The following is a 19,047-nucleotide window of genomic DNA, read 5'->3' on the forward strand; positions in this document are numbered from 1 at the left end:
CGCGAGTGACGGACGAGGACGGAATTAACTTGAGCAATCTCGAACAGGCCGCCTCATCGATCGCGTTCGATCCTGCGCAACGCAGCGAACGCACCGTATCGCGATCCCGACCCACACGCGTCGAGATCGGCCCGCGTGGCATGCTGTTGCTGTCGTGGCTCGCTCCGGCTCTACTTCTGGTCATCTGGGAATTGCTGGCGCAGGCCGGCTGGATCGCGCCGTACGTGCTGCCGGCGCCGAGCAAGGTCGTCCAGACCGCGTTCAAGCTGGCAACGTCGGGGAGCCTGCTCAATGATCTCGGCGTCAGCCTCTTGCGTGCCGGGGCCGGCTTTGCGATCGGCGGCAGCATCGGCTTCACGCTCGGCATTCTGGTCGGCTTCTCGCGGATCGCCGAGGCCGCGATCGACCGCAGCATTCAAATGATCCGCGCGATCCCGTTTCTCGCGGCGTTGCCGCTGGTGATCGTCTGGCTCGGCGTCGGCGAAGCCCAGAAGATCTTCCTGGTCGCGCTCGGCGTTGCCTTTCCAATCTACATCAACACCACGCTGGGCATCCGGCAGGTCGACCCGAAGCTGCTTGAGCTCGGCCGCATCCAGGGCCTTGGAACACTGGAACTGATCCGGCGCGTCATCCTGCCGGGGGCGTTGCCCTCGATCCTGACAGGTGTGCGCTATGCGCTGGCGACCGCATGGCTCGCGTTGGTCGTCGCGGAGACCATCGGCGCGCAGTCCGGCATCGGCTTCCTCGCCATGGACGCCCGCGAATTCCTGCGCACCGACGTGATCGTGCTGACGATCGTGATCTACGCCCTGATCGGCGTCGCGGCCGACGGCATTGCGCGCGCACTCGAGCGACGATTGCTGGCATGGCATCCGAACTTTGGCGGCGCACGATGACCCTGCACGTCGTTCCCTCTCCGAGCCTGGCTACCCCGGCCGTCGTCGTCACCGGCCTGCATCGCGCCTATGGCAGCCGGATCGTGATCGAAAATCTGAACTTGCGGATTGAGCGCGGCGAGTTCGTCGTCCTGCTCGGCGAGAGCGGTTGCGGCAAGACCACGCTGCTGCGGGCACTGGCCGGCCTCGATCCGATCGACGGCGGACGCATCACGGCGCCACGCCGGCCAGCGGTCGTGTTCCAGGAGCACCGGCTGCTGCCGTGGGACAATCTGTGGCGCAACGTCGCGCTCGGTCTCAATGCGCGCGACGCCCGCCAGCGCGCCGCCACCGCGCTCACCGAAGTCGGGCTTGGCGCCCGGCTCGACGACTGGCCGCGCAATCTCTCCGGCGGACAGGCGCAGCGCGTGGCACTGGCGCGGGCGCTGGTGCAGGAACCCGAATTGCTGCTGCTCGACGAGCCGTTCGCTGCGCTCGATGCGCTGACCCGCATTCGCATGCACGAACTGGTGCGCGAGCTGGTCGCCGCCCATCGGCCCGGCGTTCTGCTGGTCACCCATGACGTCGACGAAGCCATTGCGCTTGCCGATCGCATTCTGGTGATGCGCGAAGGCCACATCGCGTTCGAGCATCGCATGAAGCGCAATGGCGCTCCTCCGATCGCACGCGCCGATCTGCTCGCAGAGCTCGGCGTCGGCGTTTCCCATTCCATCCCTGCCTGAGGATCATCCGATGTCCCGCCCTGTATTCACCAGCCCGACGCGTCGCAGCTTCCTCGGCGGCGCCGCCCTGGGCATCGGCGCGCTGGCGGGCTTCGACCTCACCGTACCAGCGCATGCGGCGAGCGGCCGTGTCACCGACACGGTCCGCCTGACCTGGGGCCTGAGCGGGCTCAATCTGATCGCCAAGGAACGCGGCGCGTTCGAGAAGCAGTTGGCCAGGGACGGCATCAAGGTCGAATGGCTGGGGCCGTTCCCGAATCATGCGCCGACGCTGCAGGCCGTCACCGGCGGCAGCGCCGATTTCAGCTTCGGCGGCAGCACGACGCCGGCGCTGGCCGCGATCATCGCCGGCTCGCCATTGGTGTTCACCCAGTTCGTGGTCTACGAGCCGCGCACCACCGCGATCATCGCGCGGGATGACTCCGGCATCAACAAGATCGAGGACCTCGTCGGCAAGTCGGTGGCGGTGAACCGCTCCGGTCTCGGCGAGTTTCTGCTGGTTGCGGCGCTCGAGAAGCACAAGGTCGACCGCGCCAAGGTCAAGTTCGTCTACCTCAATCCGCCGGACGCCGCGCCGGCACTCGCTTCCGGCAAGGTCGATGCATGGTCGATGTGGAGCCCGGGCGTGGACATCGCCCGGCTCGAATACAAGGCGCACGACATCTTCCTGGAGGGTCGCGATCTCGAATTCCAGATCGACTACACTTCCTACCTGACCACCCGCAAATTCGCGACCGACAATCCAGCGCTGGTGCGCGCGGTCAACGATGCGTTCCGCGCCGAAGGCAAGTGGATCTCGGAGAACAGCAAGGATGCCGAGTACATCGCGCAGAAGGCCGGCAAGTACAGCGACCAGGTCCGCGACCAGTTCATCGCGCTGAACCGACAGTATCGATACTTTGCCGCCAATGACGAGAACTTCCTCGCCGAGTTGCAACGGGCGGCCGACTGGCTGGCCGCGCGCAAGGTGCTGCCGGAACCGGTCAAGGTCACCGACCATCTGGCCCAGATCTGATCGGAAACCGTCGCTATCCCTCAACGTCATTCGGGTGACACCATGAACAAACCTGTATCCGCCACCTCGCTGGAGCCCTCCGACCGCCTCCACAGCCATGCGCCCGATCTCGACGCGCTGCTCGGCCGCATCGCCGAGGGAGCCGGCGACCGCGAACGCGAGCGCGTGCTGCCGTTCGCGGAGATCGATCTCATTCGCAAAGCCCGTCTCGGCGCGTTGCGGCTACCGGTGGAGGCGGGCGGCGCCGGCATCTCGATCCGTGCCTTGTTCGAGATCGTCATTCGCCTCGGCGAGGCCGATGCCAACGTCGCCCATATCCTGCGCAACCATTTCAGCGTCGTCGAACGACTGGTGCGGCGGCCGAAGGATGATCAACACCGACAGTGGCAGAAGGCGGTCGCCGACGGTGCCATCATCGGGCTAGCGGCGACCGAGCTCGACACGCCTAAGGTCGGCAACGTGACGCCGAACACGACGCTCACGGCCGATGGCGACGATTACCTGCTCAACGGCACCAAATACTACAGCACCGGCACGCTGTATTCGGACTTCGTCCTCGTCCGGACCGCCGACGCGGCCGCGACCAACGCGGCCGTGCTGATCCCGGTCAATCGCGACGGGATCGAGCTGGTCGACGATTGGGATGGCCTCGGGCAGCGGCTGACGGCGACCGGCACCACGCATTTCCGCAACGTGCGGGTCAGGCGCCAGGAAATCGTGTTCGACGCGCCGGACACCGGCTATGGCATCCCCTACTCCAACACATTCGCGCAGCTGTTCCTGACCGCGATCAACGCCGGCATCGCGCGCGCCGTGCTGCGGGACGCCACCGCTCTGGTGCGCTCGCGCAAACGGACTTTCTACTACGCGCCGAGCGAGGTTCCGGTGGACGATCCATTGCTGCAACAGACGGTCGGCCAGATCGCCAGCGGCGCATTCGCCGCCGAGACTGTCGTACTTGCCGCTGCGGAAGCGCTCGATGTCGCGACCGACGCTTTCGATGCCGGCGACGCGAACGCGGTGGATGCCGCCCATAGCGCGGCACTGTTGGCGGCCAAGGCCAAGATCGTCGCAGACGAGTTTGCGATCCGGAGCGGGAGCCTGCTGTTCGACGTCGGCGGCGCATCGGCGACCAAGAAGGCGACCAATTTCGACCGCCACTGGCGCAATGCGCGGACACTGGCGTCGCACAACCCGAACACCTTCAAAACGCGCTCGATCGGACAATACGAAATCAGCGGCACGCCGCTCCCCGCCAAGGGCTTCTTCTAGCGAAGTCCGATCCGGCGAGGCAACACAAGGGAGACTCCCGATGAGCAAGCCGGATATCCATCTCGTCGACGCCGACCACGAGATCGAGCGTCAATTCCGCCTTGTCATGCGCCGCCTTCCGGGCGGCGTTTGCATCATCACCGCGGGACAGGGCGAGGACATCACCGGCATGACGGTCACCTCGCTGACCTCGCTCAGCGCCAACCCGCCCCGGCTGCTGGTCAGCATCAACCGGCAGGCATCATCGTTCGGGCTGATCGCGCGTCATCGGCTGTTTGGCGTCAACATTCTCGGCTCGGACCAGCAGGCCGTCGCCGAGCGCTTCAGCAATGGCGTGGTGAAGGGCAAGGAGCGATTCGAAGGCATCGCCTGGACTCATGGACCGTCCGGCGTGCCGCTGTTGCAGCGGTCGCTTGCGATGGTCGAATGCCAGGTCGAAGAGATCATCGAGCGGCATTCCCACGGCATCATCGTCGGCCGGCTCTCCAGCATGGAGCTGTCGCATCGGCTGTCCGGTCTCACCTACTGGAATGGACAATATGTCCAGATCGATCACGAAGCCGATCTCGACCTGCTGGCCGAAGTCAGCATTCCTCTCGCGCATGTGCGCTAGGCCGGGGAAAGGGAGAGCATGAAACGCGAAACCCCGCCTACATCGCCTCCGTCATCAGCCGGTGCAGCCGGCAGGCCACCAGGCCGCTGGCAGCTCGATCGCATCGTCGCCGAATTGCGTACCTCCCGGGAGGAGACCCATAGCATCCGGCGCGACGGCGAGGCACGCCGCGCCCCCTCGCGCGAGGTGCTGGAGGCGATCCTCGACGGCCTCACCGAAGCGCTGTTTCCGCGTCATTACGGCCGATCCGATCTCGACGGCGAGAACATCGATTATTTCGTCGGCCATACGCTGAGCACGGCGTTGGATTCGCTCAGCGCTCAAATCCATCGCGGCGCGTTGTTCGTCGGCGACGAGCTGGAGCCGGGCTTTGCGCATGAAGAGGCGATCGAGCTGACACGCGGCTTCGCGGCCCAGCTACCACAGGTCCGCGGACTCCTGATCAACGACCTGCGTGCGGCCTTCGTCGGCGATCCGGCGGCGCGGAATTTTCCCGAGATCCTGATCGGCTATCCAGGGATGACCGCCGTCATCCACCATCGCCTTGCCCATCTGCTCTACCAGATCGGCGCCCGGCTGGTGGCCCGCCTGATGTCGGAGATCGCCCACACCAGGACCGGCATCGACATTCATCCCGGCGCCCGGATCGGCTCCGGCTTCTTCATCGATCACGGCACCGGCGTCGTGATCGGCGAGACCGCCATCATCGGCAACAACGTCCGGGTCTATCAGGCGGTCACGCTGGGCGCGCGGCATTTCCCGACCGACGACGAGGGCCTCGTGATCAAGGGCGACGCCCGGCACCCGATCGTCGAGGACGATGTCGTGATCTACGCCGGCGCAACCATCCTCGGCCGGATCACGATCGGCCGCGGATCGACCATCGGCGGCAATGTCTGGCTGACCAAGGACGTGCCGCCGAACAGCGTCGTGACGCAGGCCACTGCACGAAACAGCTCCAGTGGGGCCTGAACGGCCAAGGCCGTCCCATCATCAAGAACAAGCAGAACCGTGTGAGCCACGACATGAGCAAACGACAGCTTTCCCTCAACCTCTTCATCTATCCCGGCGGCCATCACGAGGCGGCATGGCGCTACAAGGACTCCGCCGCGGATCGGATCCTCGATATCAGCTATTACCAGGAGCTTGCCCAACGGGCCGAGGCGCAGAAATTCGACGCGATTTTCTTCGCCGACGGGCCCGCGCTCGCCGACAACGTCCGCTATGCACAGCGCTTTCGTTTCGAGCCGATCACCTGGCTGGCCGCCATCGCGGCGGCGACGAAGCGGATCGGCCTGATCGCGACCGCATCGACCACCTACACCGAACCCTACAACCTCGCCCGCTTGTTCGCCTCGCTCGATCATCTCAGCGGCGGCCGGGCCGGCTGGAACATCGTCACCACGAGCAACGCGCTGGCGGCGCAGAATTTTGGCTTGCCTGAGCACCCTCCCCATCACGAGCGCTACGAGCGGGCACGCGAATATCTCGATGTGATCACGCGGCTGTGGGACAGCTGGGAAGACGACGCGGTGGTCAATGACCCCGTCTCCGGCGTGTTCGCCGACACCGGCAAGATCCATCCGATCGACCACGTCGGCAAGCATTTCCGGGTACGCGGCCCGCTCAACATCTCACGGACGCCGCAGGGGCGGCCGGTCTATGTCCAGGCCGGCTCCTCCGAGGATGGGCGCGCCTTTGCCGCGCGCTTCGCCGAGGCGATCTTCACCGCGCACCAGACGCTGGCGAGCGCCCAGGAATTCTATGCCGACATCAAGCGGCAGGCACGCGCCTTCGATCGCAGTCCGGATCAGGTCAAGATCCTGCCGGGCATCAGCCCGTTCATCGCCAGCACACAGGTCGAGGCCGACCGCCTGCAAGACGAGTTCAACGAGCTGATCCAGCCGGAATACTCGCTGACCCAGCTCCGCCAGATGATCGGGCTCGATCTTTCCGGCTTCGACCTCGACGGCCCGTTCCCGCGCCATCTGATCGACACCGACGGTGCCCGCGGGGTGGCAAGCCGCTTCAAGCTCGTCGTCGACATCGTCGATCGCGAGAAGCCGACCATCCGTCAGCTCGTGCAGCGGCTCGCCGGAGCGCGCGGCCATTGGGTGATCGCGGGCCCGCCGGAGAAAATCGCCGACAATATCCAGACCTGGTTCGAGAATGGCGCCGCCGATGGCTTCAACGTGATGCCGCCCTGGCTGCCCGGCGGCTTCGACCTGTTCGCCGAGCACGTCGTACCGATCCTGCGCAAGCGCGGCCTGTTCCGCGACGAATACGCAGGCACCACGCTGCGCGATCACTACGGCCTGAGCCGGCCGCAAAGCGTGTTCTCCGGATCAGTCAGGGCGATCGCGTGATCGCCTGACAAAGTCCGAGACGACCGGCTTTTTAACGGCCGGCACCGACGTTCACCCCAACTGCCAAGGATTTGACGATTCCTATGAAGACGACGCCTCTCCTGCTCCGCTCACTCGTTCTGTTTCTCAGCGCCCTCTGCGGCGCCGCCCTGCACGCCGAGACCGCAGCCAAATCCGATTTGAAGGTCGGCTTCGTGCCGGGCCCCTATATCGACGAGTTCAAGGTCGGCGTCGCGCCGGAGCTGGAGAAGAAGGGTTATCGAATCCGCTATGTCGAGTTCTCGACCGGGCTCGAAGCCAACAACGCCGTGTTCAAGGGCGAGATCGACGCCAATGTCATGCAGCATACGATTTTCCTGAACTCGTACAATGAGCGGCAACAGACCGATCTCGTCGGCATCGTCCATGTGCCGACGCCGCCGATGGGGCTCTATTCGAAGAAGCACGCGGTGGGCTCTCCGATCAAGCCGGGATCGACCGTGGCCGTGCCCAATGATCCCGTCAATCTGCAACGCGCGCTCTGGATCCTGCGCGATCTCGGGCTGGTCGAAATTCGCGACTCCAAGCCGGTCGATGTCAGCGAACTCGATGTGATCAAGAACCCCGGTGGCATCAAGATCGTGCCGCTGGAGGCCGCGCAGGCGCCAAGAGCGCTCGACGATGTCGACTTCGCCGCCATCCAGGGCAATTTCGCGATCTACAGCGGCCTGAAGCTGACCAATGCGTTTGCGCTGGAGAGGATGACAACGCCCTATGTCAACGTGGTTGCTGTGAAGAAGGCCAATGCGAATGCGGCCTGGGCGCAGGACATCGTCGCCGGCTACAAGTCGGAGACGTTCAAGACCGCAATCCTGTCGGATCGGTTCTATGACGGGTTTACCCTGCCGGACTACCTGAAGTGACCGCCTGACCGAACTTCCACCGCAAACGCCGAAGCGCGACGAGATCGTGTTGAATCATCGTCGCGCTCCCGCTTATGTTCAGGCCCGATCTCCGGAAACTCGCCCGCGGGTCTTCCGGAGCGCTACATCAAACCCAGCCGCCATCGACGATGTAGTTCTGGTTGGTGCAGGCGCCGCTGTCGGCGGCGGCGAAGAACAACACGACGTTGGCGATGTCGTCGGGCACCAGCTTACGCTTGAGGCATTGGCGCTGCATCAGCTCGGCCACGCCTTCCGGCGTCAACCATAGATCCTGCTGCCGCTGCGTCATGATCCAGCCGGGCAGGATGGAATTGACCCGTACGTTGTGCGGCCCGAGATCGCGGGCGAGCGCGCGGGTCAGGCCCTGAACCGCCGATTTGGCCGTCGTGTAGCAAGGCATATTGCCTTGACCGATCACCCAGCTCACCGAGCCGATGTTGACAATCGAACCGCCGCCTGCCTGCTTCATGTCCGGTACGACGGCCTGGGCGGCGAAGAACTGATGCTTCAGGTTGACGGCGATCCGCTCGTCCCAGAATTCCGGGGTGACGTCCTCGATCGCATGGCGGTCGTCGCGCGCGGCGTTGTTGACCAGGACCGTGATCGGCCCAAGCGTCTCTCGGATTGCAGCAATCGCCTGCCTGAGCGCGCCGATATCGCGGAGGTCGGCGTGCTCGAAATGCACGCTGGCATGTGCTCCAAGATCGGACAGCAGTTGCTCGGAGGACGTCAGATCAATGTCGATGAAGCCGACCCGTGCGCCCTGGCCAAGGAACTGGCGGACGATGGCCTCGCCGATGCCCGAACCGCCGCCGGTCACCAGCACGGTCCGGTCCTTGAGGCTTGGATAGATCGCGCCCTGCATTTGGCATTCTCTCGTTTTTGCGCCGGAGCGGCGTCGGTTGCGTTGCCGCGGCGCAAGCAAACACCGCTGCTTTCGGTGTTCAGTCGGTGGCTTCCATGTGGTTTCGGTCCACGACCCGCAGCGTCCGCCGCACCATGCCATCGACGATCGCCGCCGATTCGCTTGGACGGACATAGATCGCGGTCGACTTGAGCAGCCACGGCAGCACCGCTTGCTCGAGCCGCTCCTCATAGGCGTGGCGCATCATCTCGAAGGCCTGCAGGCCGGGGCCCGCCAGCACGACGTGATGCGGACGCAGCACCGAGATCGTTGCGGCGACCGCTTCAGCGAGCGAGCGGCCTGCGGCCTGGAATACCTGTTCGAGCCGGGGATCGCCGCTCTGCGCGCGCTCGCGCAGCAGCGCCATCTGCGCCTCGGAAGGCTGCTGCGACGCCGCCGGCGGCAGGTCGAGAAAGGTGCGGGCATCGCGATAGAGCGCGTAGTCGGCAAGATAGGCTTCGATACAACCGCGCTGGCCGCAGCGGCATTGCGGACCGTCCGACGCCAGCTTGACGTGGCCGATCTCGCTGCCCGCGTCGGCGCCCCAGCGCGCTTCACCGTCGATGACGACACCCATTCCGACACCGTGGCCGACCACAATCGTTGCCGAGAGGCCTTGCGCCAGTGCCGGCTCCGCGGCCGTCAGCGCCAGCGCCACGGCGACCGCGTCGTTCGCCATCACGGGCTCGACCCCAAATGCCTCGCGGATCGGCTGCGCGAGATCGACGTCGGTTGCCGACAGCGCCGGACTCCACAGATGCCGGCCGGTATCGGCGTTGACGATGCCTTGCAGCGCGATCCCGATTCCCAACAGCCGATGCCGCGGGGTGTCGGTCGCCTCGAGCATGGCATCGATCTGCGCCACCACGAGATGACGCAACGCGGTCGCATCGAGCGCACGTGTCGGGAGTTCGAGTCGCGATTGCGCCAGGGCGGAGCCGCTGAAATCCGCGATCAGTGTCTCGATCATGTTCATGCGCAGCGAGACCGCGACGATGCGGCCGAACTCCGGGTTCAAGGTCAACAGGACTGCTGGCCTGCCGCGGCGGCGGCCGGTCAGCCCGTCCGTGTCCTCGTCGTCACTATCGTCGGACCATGACACCGTCTCGGTCTCGGCCTCACGGAGCACCTCGTCCGCGATCAATTTCGACGTGATGGCCGAAACGGCCGCGAAGCTCAGCCCCGTACTGCGCGCGAGTTCGACGCGCGGCAATGGCCCTTGACGCCGCAACATCTCGACGAGGCGGCCGCGGTTCGATCCGCGGCCAATGCCGGAAGCACGTCTCGACGGCTCGGTCTGCTCGATCATATCGCCTCTTTAATTTGTCTTCTGAAGTTAATCAACGTGTTCGCTACCCAGTGTAATCGAAAAAGCACAACCAAGAGCTATTTTAGCTCGCCAGATTTACTATCATCGTACCTTGTGTACTATTAGTGCGTGAAGAGACCAGCAAAAGCATCCTTGACTGAACACAAACCCTTTCCTAGTTTCTTCACGAACTGAATAAAATAAGGCGTAGCAAGCGCCGCACATGACGCCCCACCCAATGGGGCGACCAAAGGGAGGTGCTCATGAAGGGCCCAATAAAGAAGTTGATTCTGCCGCTGCTGGCCAGCGCGGCAGCGCTCTCGATCGCCACGGGCGCGGTACAGGCGGAGCCGAAAAAGACCATCGCGCTGGTGACCAACGTTGCGGCCGACTTCTGGACCATCGCCGGCCGCGGGCTCGAGAAGGCCCAGAAAGAGCATCCGGACTACAATATCGAACTGATCGTCACCAACGAAGGCACCGCGGCGGGTCAGCGGCGGGAGCTGGACGACCTGCTGGTGCGCGGCGTCGCCGGCATCTCGATCTCCGTCGACGATGCGCCGCATGCCACCGAACAGCTCAACAAGGTGGCGGCCAAGACCGTGTTGATCACGACCGACAGCGACGCACCGCAGAGCAACCGCGTCGCCTATATCGGCACCGACAACGTCGCGGCCGGCCGCCAGGCAGGCGAGGAGATCAAGAAGGCGCTGCCGAACGGCGGCAAGATCGCGCTGTTCGTCGGTACGATGGATGCCGACAATGCCCGCGAGCGGGTGCAGGGCATCAAGGAATCGATCGCAGGCACCAAGGTCGTGCTGGTCGACGTGTTCACCGATCAGGTCGACTTTGCCAAGGCCAAGGCGAACATGGAGAACGTGCTCGTCAAATATCCCGACATTGCATTGTTGTCCGGCTTGTGGAGCTACGAGACGCCGCTGATCTATGACGCAGTGAAGGCCGCCGGCAAGGCCGGCAAGGTCAAGATCGTCGGCTTCGACGAGGACCAGCGAACGCTGCGCGGCATCTCGGATGGCACGATCGAATCCACCGTCGTGCAGCAGCCATACGAGTTCGGCTATCTCTCCGCCGTCAACATCATCAAGACACTGAACGGCGACAAGTCCTGGATCCCGAAGGACGCCAAGCTGATCGTACCGACCAAGGTGATCAACAAGGCCAATGTCGCTGAGTTCGCCGCCCAACTGAAGGAATTGCTGAAGAAGTAACTTCAGCCGGCTTCGCCGCCCGGCCGCCAGCAGGCCGCCGGGCGGCGTGCAGGAGGACATTCCGAATGGCCGAGACGCTGCTGGAGCTCAGCGGAATCAGCAAGACCTACCCCGGCGTCCGGGCGCTCGACGACGTCAACCTGCGCCTGCATCGCGGCGAGGTGCTGGGCCTGATCGGCGAGAACGGCGCCGGCAAATCGACGCTGATGCGAGTACTGGCCGGCGTGATCGCACCAAGCGCGGGCGTGATCCGCATCGGCGGAAGCGAACACGCCCGGATGACGGTGAGCGAGGCGACCCAGGCCGGTATCGCCTTCGTGCACCAGGAGCTCAACCTGTTCGACAATCTCGACGTCGCGGCCAACGTCTTCATCGGGCGCGAGAAGCTTGCCGGCGGCCCGCTGAAACTGGTGGACAATGCCGAGATGCGCGCCCGCGTCACGCCGCTGCTGGAACGACTGGGCGCCGATTTCAAGCCGGGCACGCTGGTCGACAATCTGTCGCTCGCGGAGCGGCAGATGGTGGAGATCGCCAAGGCACTGTCGATCGACGCCCGCGTGATCATCATGGACGAGCCGACCTCCAGCCTGACGATCTCGGAGACCGAACGGCTGCTCGAAGTGATTGCCGACTTGAAGGCACACGGCATCTCGGTGATCTACATCTCCCACCGGCTCGGCGAGATCATGAGCTGCGCCGATCGCGTCGTGGTGCTGCGGGACGGACGCACCGTCGGCGAGCTGGCGCGCGACGAGCTCAGCCACGCCGCGATGATCCGCCTGATGATCGGCCGCGACCTGAAGGCGCTGTACACGCCGCCGGCGAGCGCGCCGCAGCCGGGCGGCTGCGACATCGCCGGCGTGGTCACGACGGCCTTTCCCGGCCGGCGGATCGACCTGTCGGTGCGGCGCGGCGAGATCCTCGGCCTCGCCGGGCTGGTGGGCGCCGGCCGCACCTCGCTCGCCCGCGCGATCTTCGGCGTCGACCCGCTACTCGGCGGCGAAATCAGGATCGACAACGCGCCGGTCGGGGTCGCGTCGCCGCGGGACGCGATCCGGCAAGGCATCTATCTGGTGCCGGAGGATCGCAAGAAATCCGGGCTCGTGCTGGAGCTGCCGATCCGGGAGAATGTGACGCTGGCGAGCCTGCTGGACCACGCGCGGATGTGGCTGGTCAACGGCGCGGCCGAGCGCAAGATCGCCAAGGATCAAGCCAGGCGCCTGTCCATCAAGGCACCGAGCGTCGACATCGAAGCCGTGACGCTCTCCGGCGGCAACCAGCAGAAAGTGGTGCTGGGCAAGTGGCTTTCGATGCGGCCGCGCGTGATGTTCTTCGACGAGCCGACCCGCGGCATCGACGTCGGCGCCAAGAGCGAGATCTACGCGCTGATGCGCGGCCTCGCCGACCAGGGCGTAGCGATCGTGATGATCTCCTCGGACATGGAGGAAGTCATCGGCGTCTCCGACCGGGTCGCGGTGATGCACGAAGGCAGCGTCAGCGGCGTGCTCGAGCGCGAGAAGTTCAGCGAATACAACGTGCTGAGGCTGGCGGTCGGCCAGGCGCTGGAGACGATGGAGACCGCCGCGTCATGATGAAGAAAGAACTCGGCCTGTTGTTGCTGCTGGTGGTGATCTCCGCGATCACGGGCGCGATCAATCCGGCCTTCCTGTCGTTGGTGAATCTGCTGAACATGGCCAATCTGATCGGGCTGTTCGGCGTGTTCGCGCTGGGTGAAGGGCTCGTGATCATCACCGGAGGTATCGATCTATCGCTCGGCTCGATGTTCGCGCTGCTTGGCGTCGTCTTCATCGATCTGCTGACGACGTATCAGGTGCCCTGGCCCTTCGCGCTGCTGCTGGTGCTGATGGGCGGGCTTGCGCTCGGCGGCATCCAGGGCTTCCTGATCACGCGGCTGAAGATGCAGCCCTTCATCGTGACGCTGTGCGGGCTGCTGATCTATCGCGGCGCCGCGCGCTACTACACCAGCGATTCGACGCGCGGCTTCGGCTACGGCGACGAGGCCAGCACGCTGAGCAACATCGCCTCCGGCAACATCGCTGGCATCCCGAACACCTTCATCTTCCTGATCATCCTCGCGCTGATCCTCGGCGTGCTGCTGCATCGTTCGGTCTACGGACGCTGGCTCTATGCCGTGGGCAAGAACGAGGAAGCGGCGCGCTTCTCCGGCATCAACACGAACATGGTGATCGCAACCGCCTATATCATCAGTGGCGGCCTCGCCGGCGTTTCGACTGTGCTGTTCGTCTTCTACACCAACTCGGTCTCGCCGAGCTCGTTCGGAAATTTCTACGAGCTCTACGCGATCGCGGCGGCGGTGCTCGGTGGCTGCAGCCTGCGCGGCGGCGAGGGCTCCATCCTCGGGATCGTGCTCGGGACGGCGCTGCTGCAGGTGCTGCAGAATCTCGTCAACATCCTGGGCATTCCCAACTCGCTGAACTTCGCGGTGATGGGGACCGTGATTTTGATCGGCGTGCTGGCGGATCAGCAATTGCAGGCCCGCCGGCGGCGCAAGGCTGCGCTGGCCGGCCTCGCCCGTACCGCGCCCAAGCCGAAGGACAGCACAATTCTGCAAAGCGCAACGCCGCACGGCGCGGCTGCGTTGCCGACGACGACAGGCGATCAGGCATGACAAGCCGAAGGAACCACGATCGAGAACGGCGACTTGAGGGGAGGAATGTGGTGAGGAGTTCATTGGGCAAGATTGATCACGTGCATGGCGCTCGCGTCGATGTTGGCCTTGCATGGCGGGTCTGGCCGCACCGCGGACGGCCCCTCACCACCGTCTCGACGGGCGTTGGCGCGCCCGCACTTTCCATCTCAAGTTGAACGATCGGAATCACAAACGGGGCGCGTTCCACGCTGAAGGGCTTTGGGCGGGGACGTGACACAACAATCGACAAAGCCGGGGACGCTGGGAGTGCAGAAAATGTCACTTAGGTCAGTAGCCACCGCGCGGGCGTGCGGCGTGGGGATCGCCTTGTTATCTCTGTTCGGCGGCGGCGGCGCGCATGCGGCCGATCTGTTCACCAAGGCTCCGCCTGTGCCTTATACCGAGACCGACGATTTCTGGACGCGGCCGTATCTGTTCGGCGATCTCGGCAGGACGCAGCTCAAGGACCGCGGCATCTCGCTTGCCCTGACGCTGGGTGACGAAGCCGTCGGCAACCTGTCGGGCGGCAACAGGAACACCGCGACCCAGGCCGGGCAGTTGTTCTTCCAGGCCAAGTTCGACATGGCGAAGCTTGCCGGCATCCAGGGCGGCACGGTCGGCCTGACGCTGGTCGACCGCTTCGGCCGCAACCTCAACGACGAGGCAGGCATTCCGGCCCTGCAACTGACCAACGAAGTGTTCGGCCGCGGCAGCATCCTGCGCCTGACCGAGCTCTATTACTCGCAGAAGCTGTTCGATGACCGCCTCGAACTGAAGGGCGGCCGCTTGCCGGTCGGCTCGGACTTCTTCTTCGGCCTCTGCGAATTCATCAACCTGACCTTCTGCGGCGGCCAGCCCGGCAACATCCAGGGTGGCTACATCTACAACTGGCCGGTGAGCCAATGGGCCGGTGTGGTCCACTACAACTTCGCCAAGGAATTCCAGTTGTCGGTCGGTGTCTACGATGCCAACCCGAACTATTTGACGACGTCGGACTCCGCGACCTATTTCCTGCCCGGCGTCCCCGGTTCGAGCCGTGCATCGGGTGTGCTGGTGCCGGTCGAGTTGGTCTGGGCGCCGAGCGGTCCGTTGAACGGGACGTGGCGCTTCGGCGGCTGGTATGACAGCGCCTCGACGATCGACGGCGGCCTGCCGGGGATCATCGCGATCGCGCCGGGCATCGGTGGCGTCTCGGATCAGAATCTGGGAGATTCACGCGGCCGCTACGGCGTCTATGAATCGATCCTGCAACGGCTGACCGTCGACGGCCCGAAGGCACAGGGCTGGTACACCTTCCTCAATACCACCGTCGCCGATCATCGGACCTCCTATCAGGACTACCAGATCGCACTGGGCTTCAGGCACACCGGAACGTTCTCATGGCGCCCGGACGACGAAGTCGGCTTCGCGGTGGGCACGACCCACGTGAATTCCGCCGCCCTCACACCCAATGCCGGCGGCAACGAAGTTCCGATCGAAGCCTGGTATGGATGGCAGGCGACCGGCTGGATGAACCTCAAGTTCGACGCCCAGTACGTGATCAATCCCGGCGGGCGCGGATACAATGCGGCCGGCGTGAAGACCGACAATGCCTGGATTCTCGGCTTGCGCACGCTGGTGCACTTCTGATCCGGCGGCGGTCTGCCAGCATGCCTGAGCGAGGCCAACCATGGTGATCCCTCACGACGCCGGACTGCCGGTCCTGGAGTTGAAGGGAATCGGCAAGGAGTTCGGCGCCATTCGTGCTTTGCATGGCGTCGACCTCCGCATCGCTCCCGGAGAGGTGGTTGGCCTGATGGGCGACAACGGCGCCGGCAAGTCGACGCTGGTCAAGATCATCGCCGGCAATTTCCCGCCAAGTCAGGGCGAGATCCGCTTCGACGGCACGGCGGTTCATTTCGCCCGGCCGATCGACGCCCGCGCGGTCGGCATCGAGGTGGTCTATCAAGACCTCGCGCTGGCCGACAATCTCACGGCCGCGGCCAACGTCTTCCTCGGCCGTGAGCTCAAGCGCAGGCTCGGTCCGTTCGCCTTGCTCGACCACAAGGCGATGGCGGCACGTGCGCGCGAACTGTTCGCGGAACTGCGTTCGGAGACGCGCCCGGACGATCTCGTCAGGCAGATGTCGGGCGGCCAGCGTCAGGCGGTCGCGATCGCGCGGACGCGGCTCTCCAACGCCAGATTGGTGATGATGGACGAGCCGACCGCGGCGATCTCGGTCCGCCAGGTGGAACAGGTCCTGAGCCTGATCCATCGCCTGAAGGAGCAAGGCGTTGCGGTCATGCTGATCTCGCACCGCATGCCCGACGTCTTCGCGGTCTGCGATCGCGTCGTCGTCATGCGCCGCGGCGAGAAGCGAGCCGACAAGGCGATCGGCGACAGCAGCCCCGAGGAAGTCACCTCCCTGATCACGGGAGCGAAGGAGGCTGCGTGATGGCCACGCCGGTGGAATCTCCGATCACCTTCAGCAACGTCGGCAAGACCAAATGGTGGCAGAGCGGCTTCCTGGCGTCGCAGACCGGCTACGTCCTGCTCGCGCTGGTGGCGCTGTTCGTGGTGATGAACTTCGCCAGCCCATATTTCCTCACCGAAGGAAACATCCAGAATGTGGCGAAGAACTTCTCCTTCATCGCGATCGCCACGCTCGGCGTGACCTTTGTCATCATCACGGGCGGTATCGACCTCTCGGTCGGCTCGGTGATGTGCTTTTCCGCGATGATCACCTCGATGGTCATGACGCAGATATCGACACCGGGCCTGCCGGGCGCCGGGTGGTTCGTGCATCTGGCTGGCGACGGCAAGACCGTGATCGCCAACCTGCCCGGCTTGATCCTGCTGGTCTCGGTCCTCGCGGGACTCGGCGTTGCGCTCGTGGTCGGCCTCGTCAACGGCTTCTGCATCGCTGTGCTCGGGCTGTCGCCGTTCGTCACCACGCTCGGCATGCTCTCGATCGTACGCGGCCTCGGCTATGTCGTCTCCAACGGCCGCGGCAGCTTTCCGAGCGGTCCCGACGCCGATTATTTCTACGAGCTGACGTCGGGCGTCGTATTCGGCCTGCCCGCGCCGTTCATCTACCTCGTGATCCTCGCGGTGGCGATGGCGATCGTGCTGCACCACACCGGCTTCGGCCGCCACGTCTTCGCTCTGGGCGGCAACGAGAAGGCGGCCGCGTTGACCGGCATTCCGGTCGTGCGGGTCAAGATCGAGGTCTATGTGATCTGCGCACTCGCAGCGGGTCTGCAGGGTATCATCATCTGCGGCTGGCTGGGATCTGCACCGGCGAACATGGCGTCGTCCTACGAGCTCAACGTCATCGCCGCCGCCGTGATCGGCGGTGCCAATCTCGCCGGCGGACTCGGCGGCCCGCTCGGGGCGATCGTCGGCTGCATGCTGCTCGAGGTGATCCGCAACGGGCTGGTGCTCGCGCAGGTCAACTCCTATTGGCAGCAGACCCTGGTCGGCGTGATCATCATCGCAGCGGTGCTGGTCGATCGTCTCCGTTCGCGCATGGCGTGAAGATTTTCCGGGAGGATAACGAAATGAACGTCTATCCGCCTCCCGTAGCCACCGACTGCAAGTGATAGACGCAAAAGCTATGGAGGGACGTACAATGAGAAGAGCACTCCTTGCCGCCGCTGTCCTCACCGTGATGGCCACGCCAGCATTTGCGCAGAACTACAAGTTCGTGATCGTGCCCAAGGCGATGAACAATCCGTTCTTCGATTTCGCGCGCGACGGTTGCCAGAAGCGCGCCAAGGAACTCGGCAACGTCGAATGCATCTACAAGGGTCCGGTCGAGCACGAGCCGGCGACGCAGGCGCAGATCATCCAGGATTTCATCACCCAGAAGGTCGACGGCCTGGCCATCTCGGTCGCCGATGTCGCGGCCATGACCAAGTCGATCGAGGCGGCAACCGCGGCCGGCATTCCCGTCATCACGTTCGACTCGGACGCGCCGGGCTCGAAGCGGATTGCCTATATCGGCACCGACAACAGGGAGTTCGGCGTCGCGCTCGGCAAGCAATTGCTCAAGCTCCGGCCCGGTGGCGGCAAGTACGCGCTAATCTCGGGCGGGCCCGGCGCGGAGAACCTGGCCGAGCGCGTCGACGGTGTTCGTGAGGCGCTCAAGGGCTCGAAGTGGACCGAGGTCGGGGGCTCGCCGACCTTCTGCAACGACGACCCCGCGCTTGCCGTACAGCAGATGACCGATCTGCGCACGGCGACCCCAGACCTCGCAGCGATCATCCCGGTCGGCGGCTGGCCGATGTTCGCGCCGGAAGGCTTCAAGGCATTCGTCAGCAAGAGCAAGAAGGATCTCGACGCCGGCAAGTTCACACTCGTCGCGGCCGACACCCTCAGGATGCAACTCGAGTTGCTCAACGAGGGTTATGCCAACTCACTGATCGGCCAGCGCCCATTCGAGATGGGCGGAAAGGCGATGGACACCCTGCTGGCGATCAAGAAAGGCCAGAAGGTGCCGGAGATCATCCACACCGGTCTGGACATCGTGACCAAGGACAATGTCGCGACGATGTTGAAGTAGCCGCGCAGGTTCGGTAGAGGCTGCGCCGCCCATCACGGACGCAACCTCGGCCCACCGGAGCGGCGGACCACGGTGCGGCCAAGAGCGGCCGCACAATGCCGCAAGGCCAGCCGGAGATCATTCTCGACCGTCCGAAGGCTGACCCGCAGGTGATCCGCCACGTCATGCGCTGTGCGGCCCTCGATCGAAATGCCCTCGAGCACGCGACGCGGCCGCTCCGGAAGCTCGGCCAACGCGCGCTTCAAGGCTGCGATCTCTGAGCGCGCCTCGACCACCCTCGTGGCGTCGGGCTGATCATCGCAGATATCCAGTATTGCTTCCACGTCGGACACGCCGACGCGATAATTCTGCGCCCGGTGGCGATCCTTGGCGACATTGATAGCGATGCGAAACAGATAGTCGTTCGGGCTGCGCACCGGCTCCGCTTCCGTGACCCGATCCAGCCGCAGGAATGTCTCGTGCAGCGCTTCATGGGCGAAGTCGGAGGATCCCAGGCGGCGCGTCAGCTTTGTAATGAGCCCGCCATAGTTCTCCACCAACTGGTCGCGCAGCCTGGCCTGATTGACATCACCCACGTTCGAAGC

General features: G+C 64.6%; 18 protein-coding genes. 15 read left to right on the top strand and 3 right to left on the bottom strand.

Going from position 1 to position 19,047, the window contains the following annotated elements:
* The first annotated feature begins 29 nt into the window (after positions 1 to 29).
* The 8 genes from B2W55_RS12065 (at position 30) to B2W55_RS12100 (ending at position 7,786) form a co-directional block, all read left to right on the top strand.
* The gene (locus B2W55_RS12065; RefSeq protein WP_024582997.1) at positions 30 to 896 is read left to right on the top strand and encodes an ABC transporter permease subunit; all 867 of its coding nucleotides are present in this window, start codon (positions 30 to 32) and stop codon (positions 894 to 896) included.
* A complete protein-coding gene (locus B2W55_RS12070; protein ID WP_024582996.1) occupies positions 893 to 1,618 on the top strand; it encodes an ABC transporter ATP-binding protein in 726 nt (241 codons plus the stop codon). The genes B2W55_RS12065 and B2W55_RS12070 overlap by 4 nt, the downstream gene beginning before the upstream one ends.
* 10 nt (positions 1,619 to 1,628) lie before the next feature.
* Complete coding sequence (locus tag B2W55_RS12075) at positions 1,629 to 2,633, top strand: NrtA/SsuA/CpmA family ABC transporter substrate-binding protein (protein ID WP_024582995.1); 1,005 nt, start codon at positions 1,629 to 1,631, stop codon at positions 2,631 to 2,633.
* A gap of 42 nt (positions 2,634 to 2,675) precedes the next feature.
* Positions 2,676 to 3,905, top strand: coding sequence for an acyl-CoA dehydrogenase family protein (locus B2W55_RS12080; protein WP_024582994.1), 1,230 nt, complete (start codon positions 2,676 to 2,678; stop codon positions 3,903 to 3,905).
* 40 nt (positions 3,906 to 3,945) lie between these two features.
* A complete protein-coding gene (locus tag B2W55_RS12085) occupies positions 3,946 to 4,518 on the top strand; it encodes a flavin reductase family protein (RefSeq protein WP_024582993.1) in 573 nt (190 codons plus the stop codon).
* Positions 4,519 to 4,536: 18 nt separating this feature from the next.
* Entirely contained in the window at positions 4,537 to 5,490 is a 954-nt protein-coding gene (gene epsC / locus B2W55_RS12090; protein WP_024582992.1) for a serine O-acetyltransferase EpsC, read from the top strand.
* A 53-nt stretch (positions 5,491 to 5,543) separates the two neighbouring features.
* Entirely contained in the window at positions 5,544 to 6,884 is a 1,341-nt protein-coding gene (locus B2W55_RS12095) for an LLM class flavin-dependent oxidoreductase (RefSeq protein WP_024582991.1), read from the top strand.
* A gap of 83 nt (positions 6,885 to 6,967) precedes the next feature.
* Complete coding sequence (locus B2W55_RS12100) at positions 6,968 to 7,786, top strand: MetQ/NlpA family ABC transporter substrate-binding protein (RefSeq protein WP_024582990.1); 819 nt, start codon at positions 6,968 to 6,970, stop codon at positions 7,784 to 7,786.
* A gap of 127 nt (positions 7,787 to 7,913) precedes the next feature.
* Here the strand turns inward: B2W55_RS12100 and B2W55_RS12105 are convergent, their stop codons facing one another.
* Together B2W55_RS12105 and B2W55_RS12110 are read right to left on the bottom strand one after the other, a co-directional pair.
* Positions 7,914 to 8,672, bottom strand: coding sequence for an SDR family NAD(P)-dependent oxidoreductase (locus B2W55_RS12105; RefSeq protein ID WP_024582989.1), 759 nt, complete (start codon positions 8,670 to 8,672; stop codon positions 7,914 to 7,916).
* Between the two features lie 79 nt (positions 8,673 to 8,751).
* Complete coding sequence (locus tag B2W55_RS12110; RefSeq protein WP_024582988.1) at positions 8,752 to 10,020, bottom strand: ROK family protein; 1,269 nt, start codon at positions 10,018 to 10,020, stop codon at positions 8,752 to 8,754.
* Between the two features lie 263 nt (positions 10,021 to 10,283).
* Between B2W55_RS12110 and B2W55_RS12115 the strand changes: the two genes are divergently transcribed.
* The 7 genes from B2W55_RS12115 to B2W55_RS12145 all read left to right on the top strand — a co-directional run bounded on the left by B2W55_RS12115 (position 10,284) and on the right by B2W55_RS12145 (position 18,463).
* Entirely contained in the window at positions 10,284 to 11,249 is a 966-nt protein-coding gene (locus B2W55_RS12115) for a sugar-binding protein (protein WP_029879612.1), read from the top strand.
* 65 nt (positions 11,250 to 11,314) lie between these two features.
* Positions 11,315 to 12,841, top strand: coding sequence for a sugar ABC transporter ATP-binding protein (locus tag B2W55_RS12120; protein WP_024582986.1), 1,527 nt, complete (start codon positions 11,315 to 11,317; stop codon positions 12,839 to 12,841).
* On the top strand, positions 12,838 to 13,899 hold the full coding sequence (locus B2W55_RS12125; RefSeq protein ID WP_024582985.1) for an ABC transporter permease: 1,062 nt from the start codon (positions 12,838 to 12,840) through the stop codon (positions 13,897 to 13,899). Before B2W55_RS12120 ends, B2W55_RS12125 begins: the two co-directional genes overlap by 4 nt.
* A 297-nt stretch (positions 13,900 to 14,196) precedes the next feature.
* Positions 14,197 to 15,549, top strand: coding sequence for a carbohydrate porin (locus B2W55_RS12130; protein WP_024582984.1), 1,353 nt, complete (start codon positions 14,197 to 14,199; stop codon positions 15,547 to 15,549).
* 40 nt (positions 15,550 to 15,589) lie between these two features.
* The gene (locus B2W55_RS12135; protein ID WP_024582983.1) at positions 15,590 to 16,354 is read left to right on the top strand and encodes an ATP-binding cassette domain-containing protein; all 765 of its coding nucleotides are present in this window, start codon (positions 15,590 to 15,592) and stop codon (positions 16,352 to 16,354) included.
* Positions 16,354 to 17,436 carry an ABC transporter permease gene (locus B2W55_RS12140; protein ID WP_024582982.1) on the top strand — a complete coding sequence of 361 codons (1,083 nt, stop codon included), beginning with the start codon at positions 16,354 to 16,356 and terminating at the stop codon, positions 17,434 to 17,436. The genes B2W55_RS12135 and B2W55_RS12140 overlap by 1 nt, the downstream gene beginning before the upstream one ends.
* A gap of 94 nt (positions 17,437 to 17,530) precedes the next feature.
* The gene (locus B2W55_RS12145; protein ID WP_024582981.1) at positions 17,531 to 18,463 is read left to right on the top strand and encodes a sugar-binding protein; all 933 of its coding nucleotides are present in this window, start codon (positions 17,531 to 17,533) and stop codon (positions 18,461 to 18,463) included.
* Positions 18,464 to 18,495: 32 nt separating this feature from the next.
* Here the strand turns inward: B2W55_RS12145 and B2W55_RS12150 are convergent, their stop codons facing one another.
* Entirely contained in the window at positions 18,496 to 19,038 is a 543-nt protein-coding gene (locus tag B2W55_RS12150) for an RNA polymerase sigma factor (protein ID WP_024582980.1), read from the bottom strand.
* Positions 19,039 to 19,047: the final 9 nt, after the last annotated feature.

The sequence above is a fragment of the Bradyrhizobium sp. UBA2491 genome (genome assembly GCF_002341725.1).
In the GTDB taxonomy this organism is placed as follows: domain Bacteria; phylum Pseudomonadota; class Alphaproteobacteria; order Rhizobiales; family Xanthobacteraceae; genus Bradyrhizobium.

Coding starts and splice junctions, on each gene's coding strand:
- B2W55_RS12070 (WP_024582996.1), top strand. CDS start 893: ATGACCCTGCACGTCGTTCCCTCTCCGAGCCTGGCTACCCCGGCCGTC.
- B2W55_RS12075 (WP_024582995.1), top strand. CDS start 1,629: ATGTCCCGCCCTGTATTCACCAGCCCGACGCGTCGCAGCTTCCTCGGC.
- B2W55_RS12080 (WP_024582994.1), top strand. CDS start 2,676: ATGAACAAACCTGTATCCGCCACCTCGCTGGAGCCCTCCGACCGCCTC.
- B2W55_RS12085 (WP_024582993.1), top strand. CDS start 3,946: ATGAGCAAGCCGGATATCCATCTCGTCGACGCCGACCACGAGATCGAG.
- epsC (WP_024582992.1), top strand. CDS start 4,537: ATGAAACGCGAAACCCCGCCTACATCGCCTCCGTCATCAGCCGGTGCA.
- B2W55_RS12095 (WP_024582991.1), top strand. CDS start 5,544: ATGAGCAAACGACAGCTTTCCCTCAACCTCTTCATCTATCCCGGCGGC.
- B2W55_RS12100 (WP_024582990.1), top strand. CDS start 6,968: ATGAAGACGACGCCTCTCCTGCTCCGCTCACTCGTTCTGTTTCTCAGC.
- B2W55_RS12105 (WP_024582989.1), bottom strand. CDS start 8,672: ATGCAGGGCGCGATCTATCCAAGCCTCAAGGACCGGACCGTGCTGGTG.
- B2W55_RS12110 (WP_024582988.1), bottom strand. CDS start 10,020: ATGATCGAGCAGACCGAGCCGTCGAGACGTGCTTCCGGCATTGGCCGC.
- B2W55_RS12115 (WP_029879612.1), top strand. CDS start 10,284: ATGAAGGGCCCAATAAAGAAGTTGATTCTGCCGCTGCTGGCCAGCGCG.
- B2W55_RS12120 (WP_024582986.1), top strand. CDS start 11,315: ATGGCCGAGACGCTGCTGGAGCTCAGCGGAATCAGCAAGACCTACCCC.
- B2W55_RS12125 (WP_024582985.1), top strand. CDS start 12,838: ATGATGAAGAAAGAACTCGGCCTGTTGTTGCTGCTGGTGGTGATCTCC.
- B2W55_RS12130 (WP_024582984.1), top strand. CDS start 14,197: ATGTCACTTAGGTCAGTAGCCACCGCGCGGGCGTGCGGCGTGGGGATC.
- B2W55_RS12135 (WP_024582983.1), top strand. CDS start 15,590: ATGGTGATCCCTCACGACGCCGGACTGCCGGTCCTGGAGTTGAAGGGA.
- B2W55_RS12140 (WP_024582982.1), top strand. CDS start 16,354: ATGGCCACGCCGGTGGAATCTCCGATCACCTTCAGCAACGTCGGCAAG.
- B2W55_RS12145 (WP_024582981.1), top strand. CDS start 17,531: ATGAGAAGAGCACTCCTTGCCGCCGCTGTCCTCACCGTGATGGCCACG.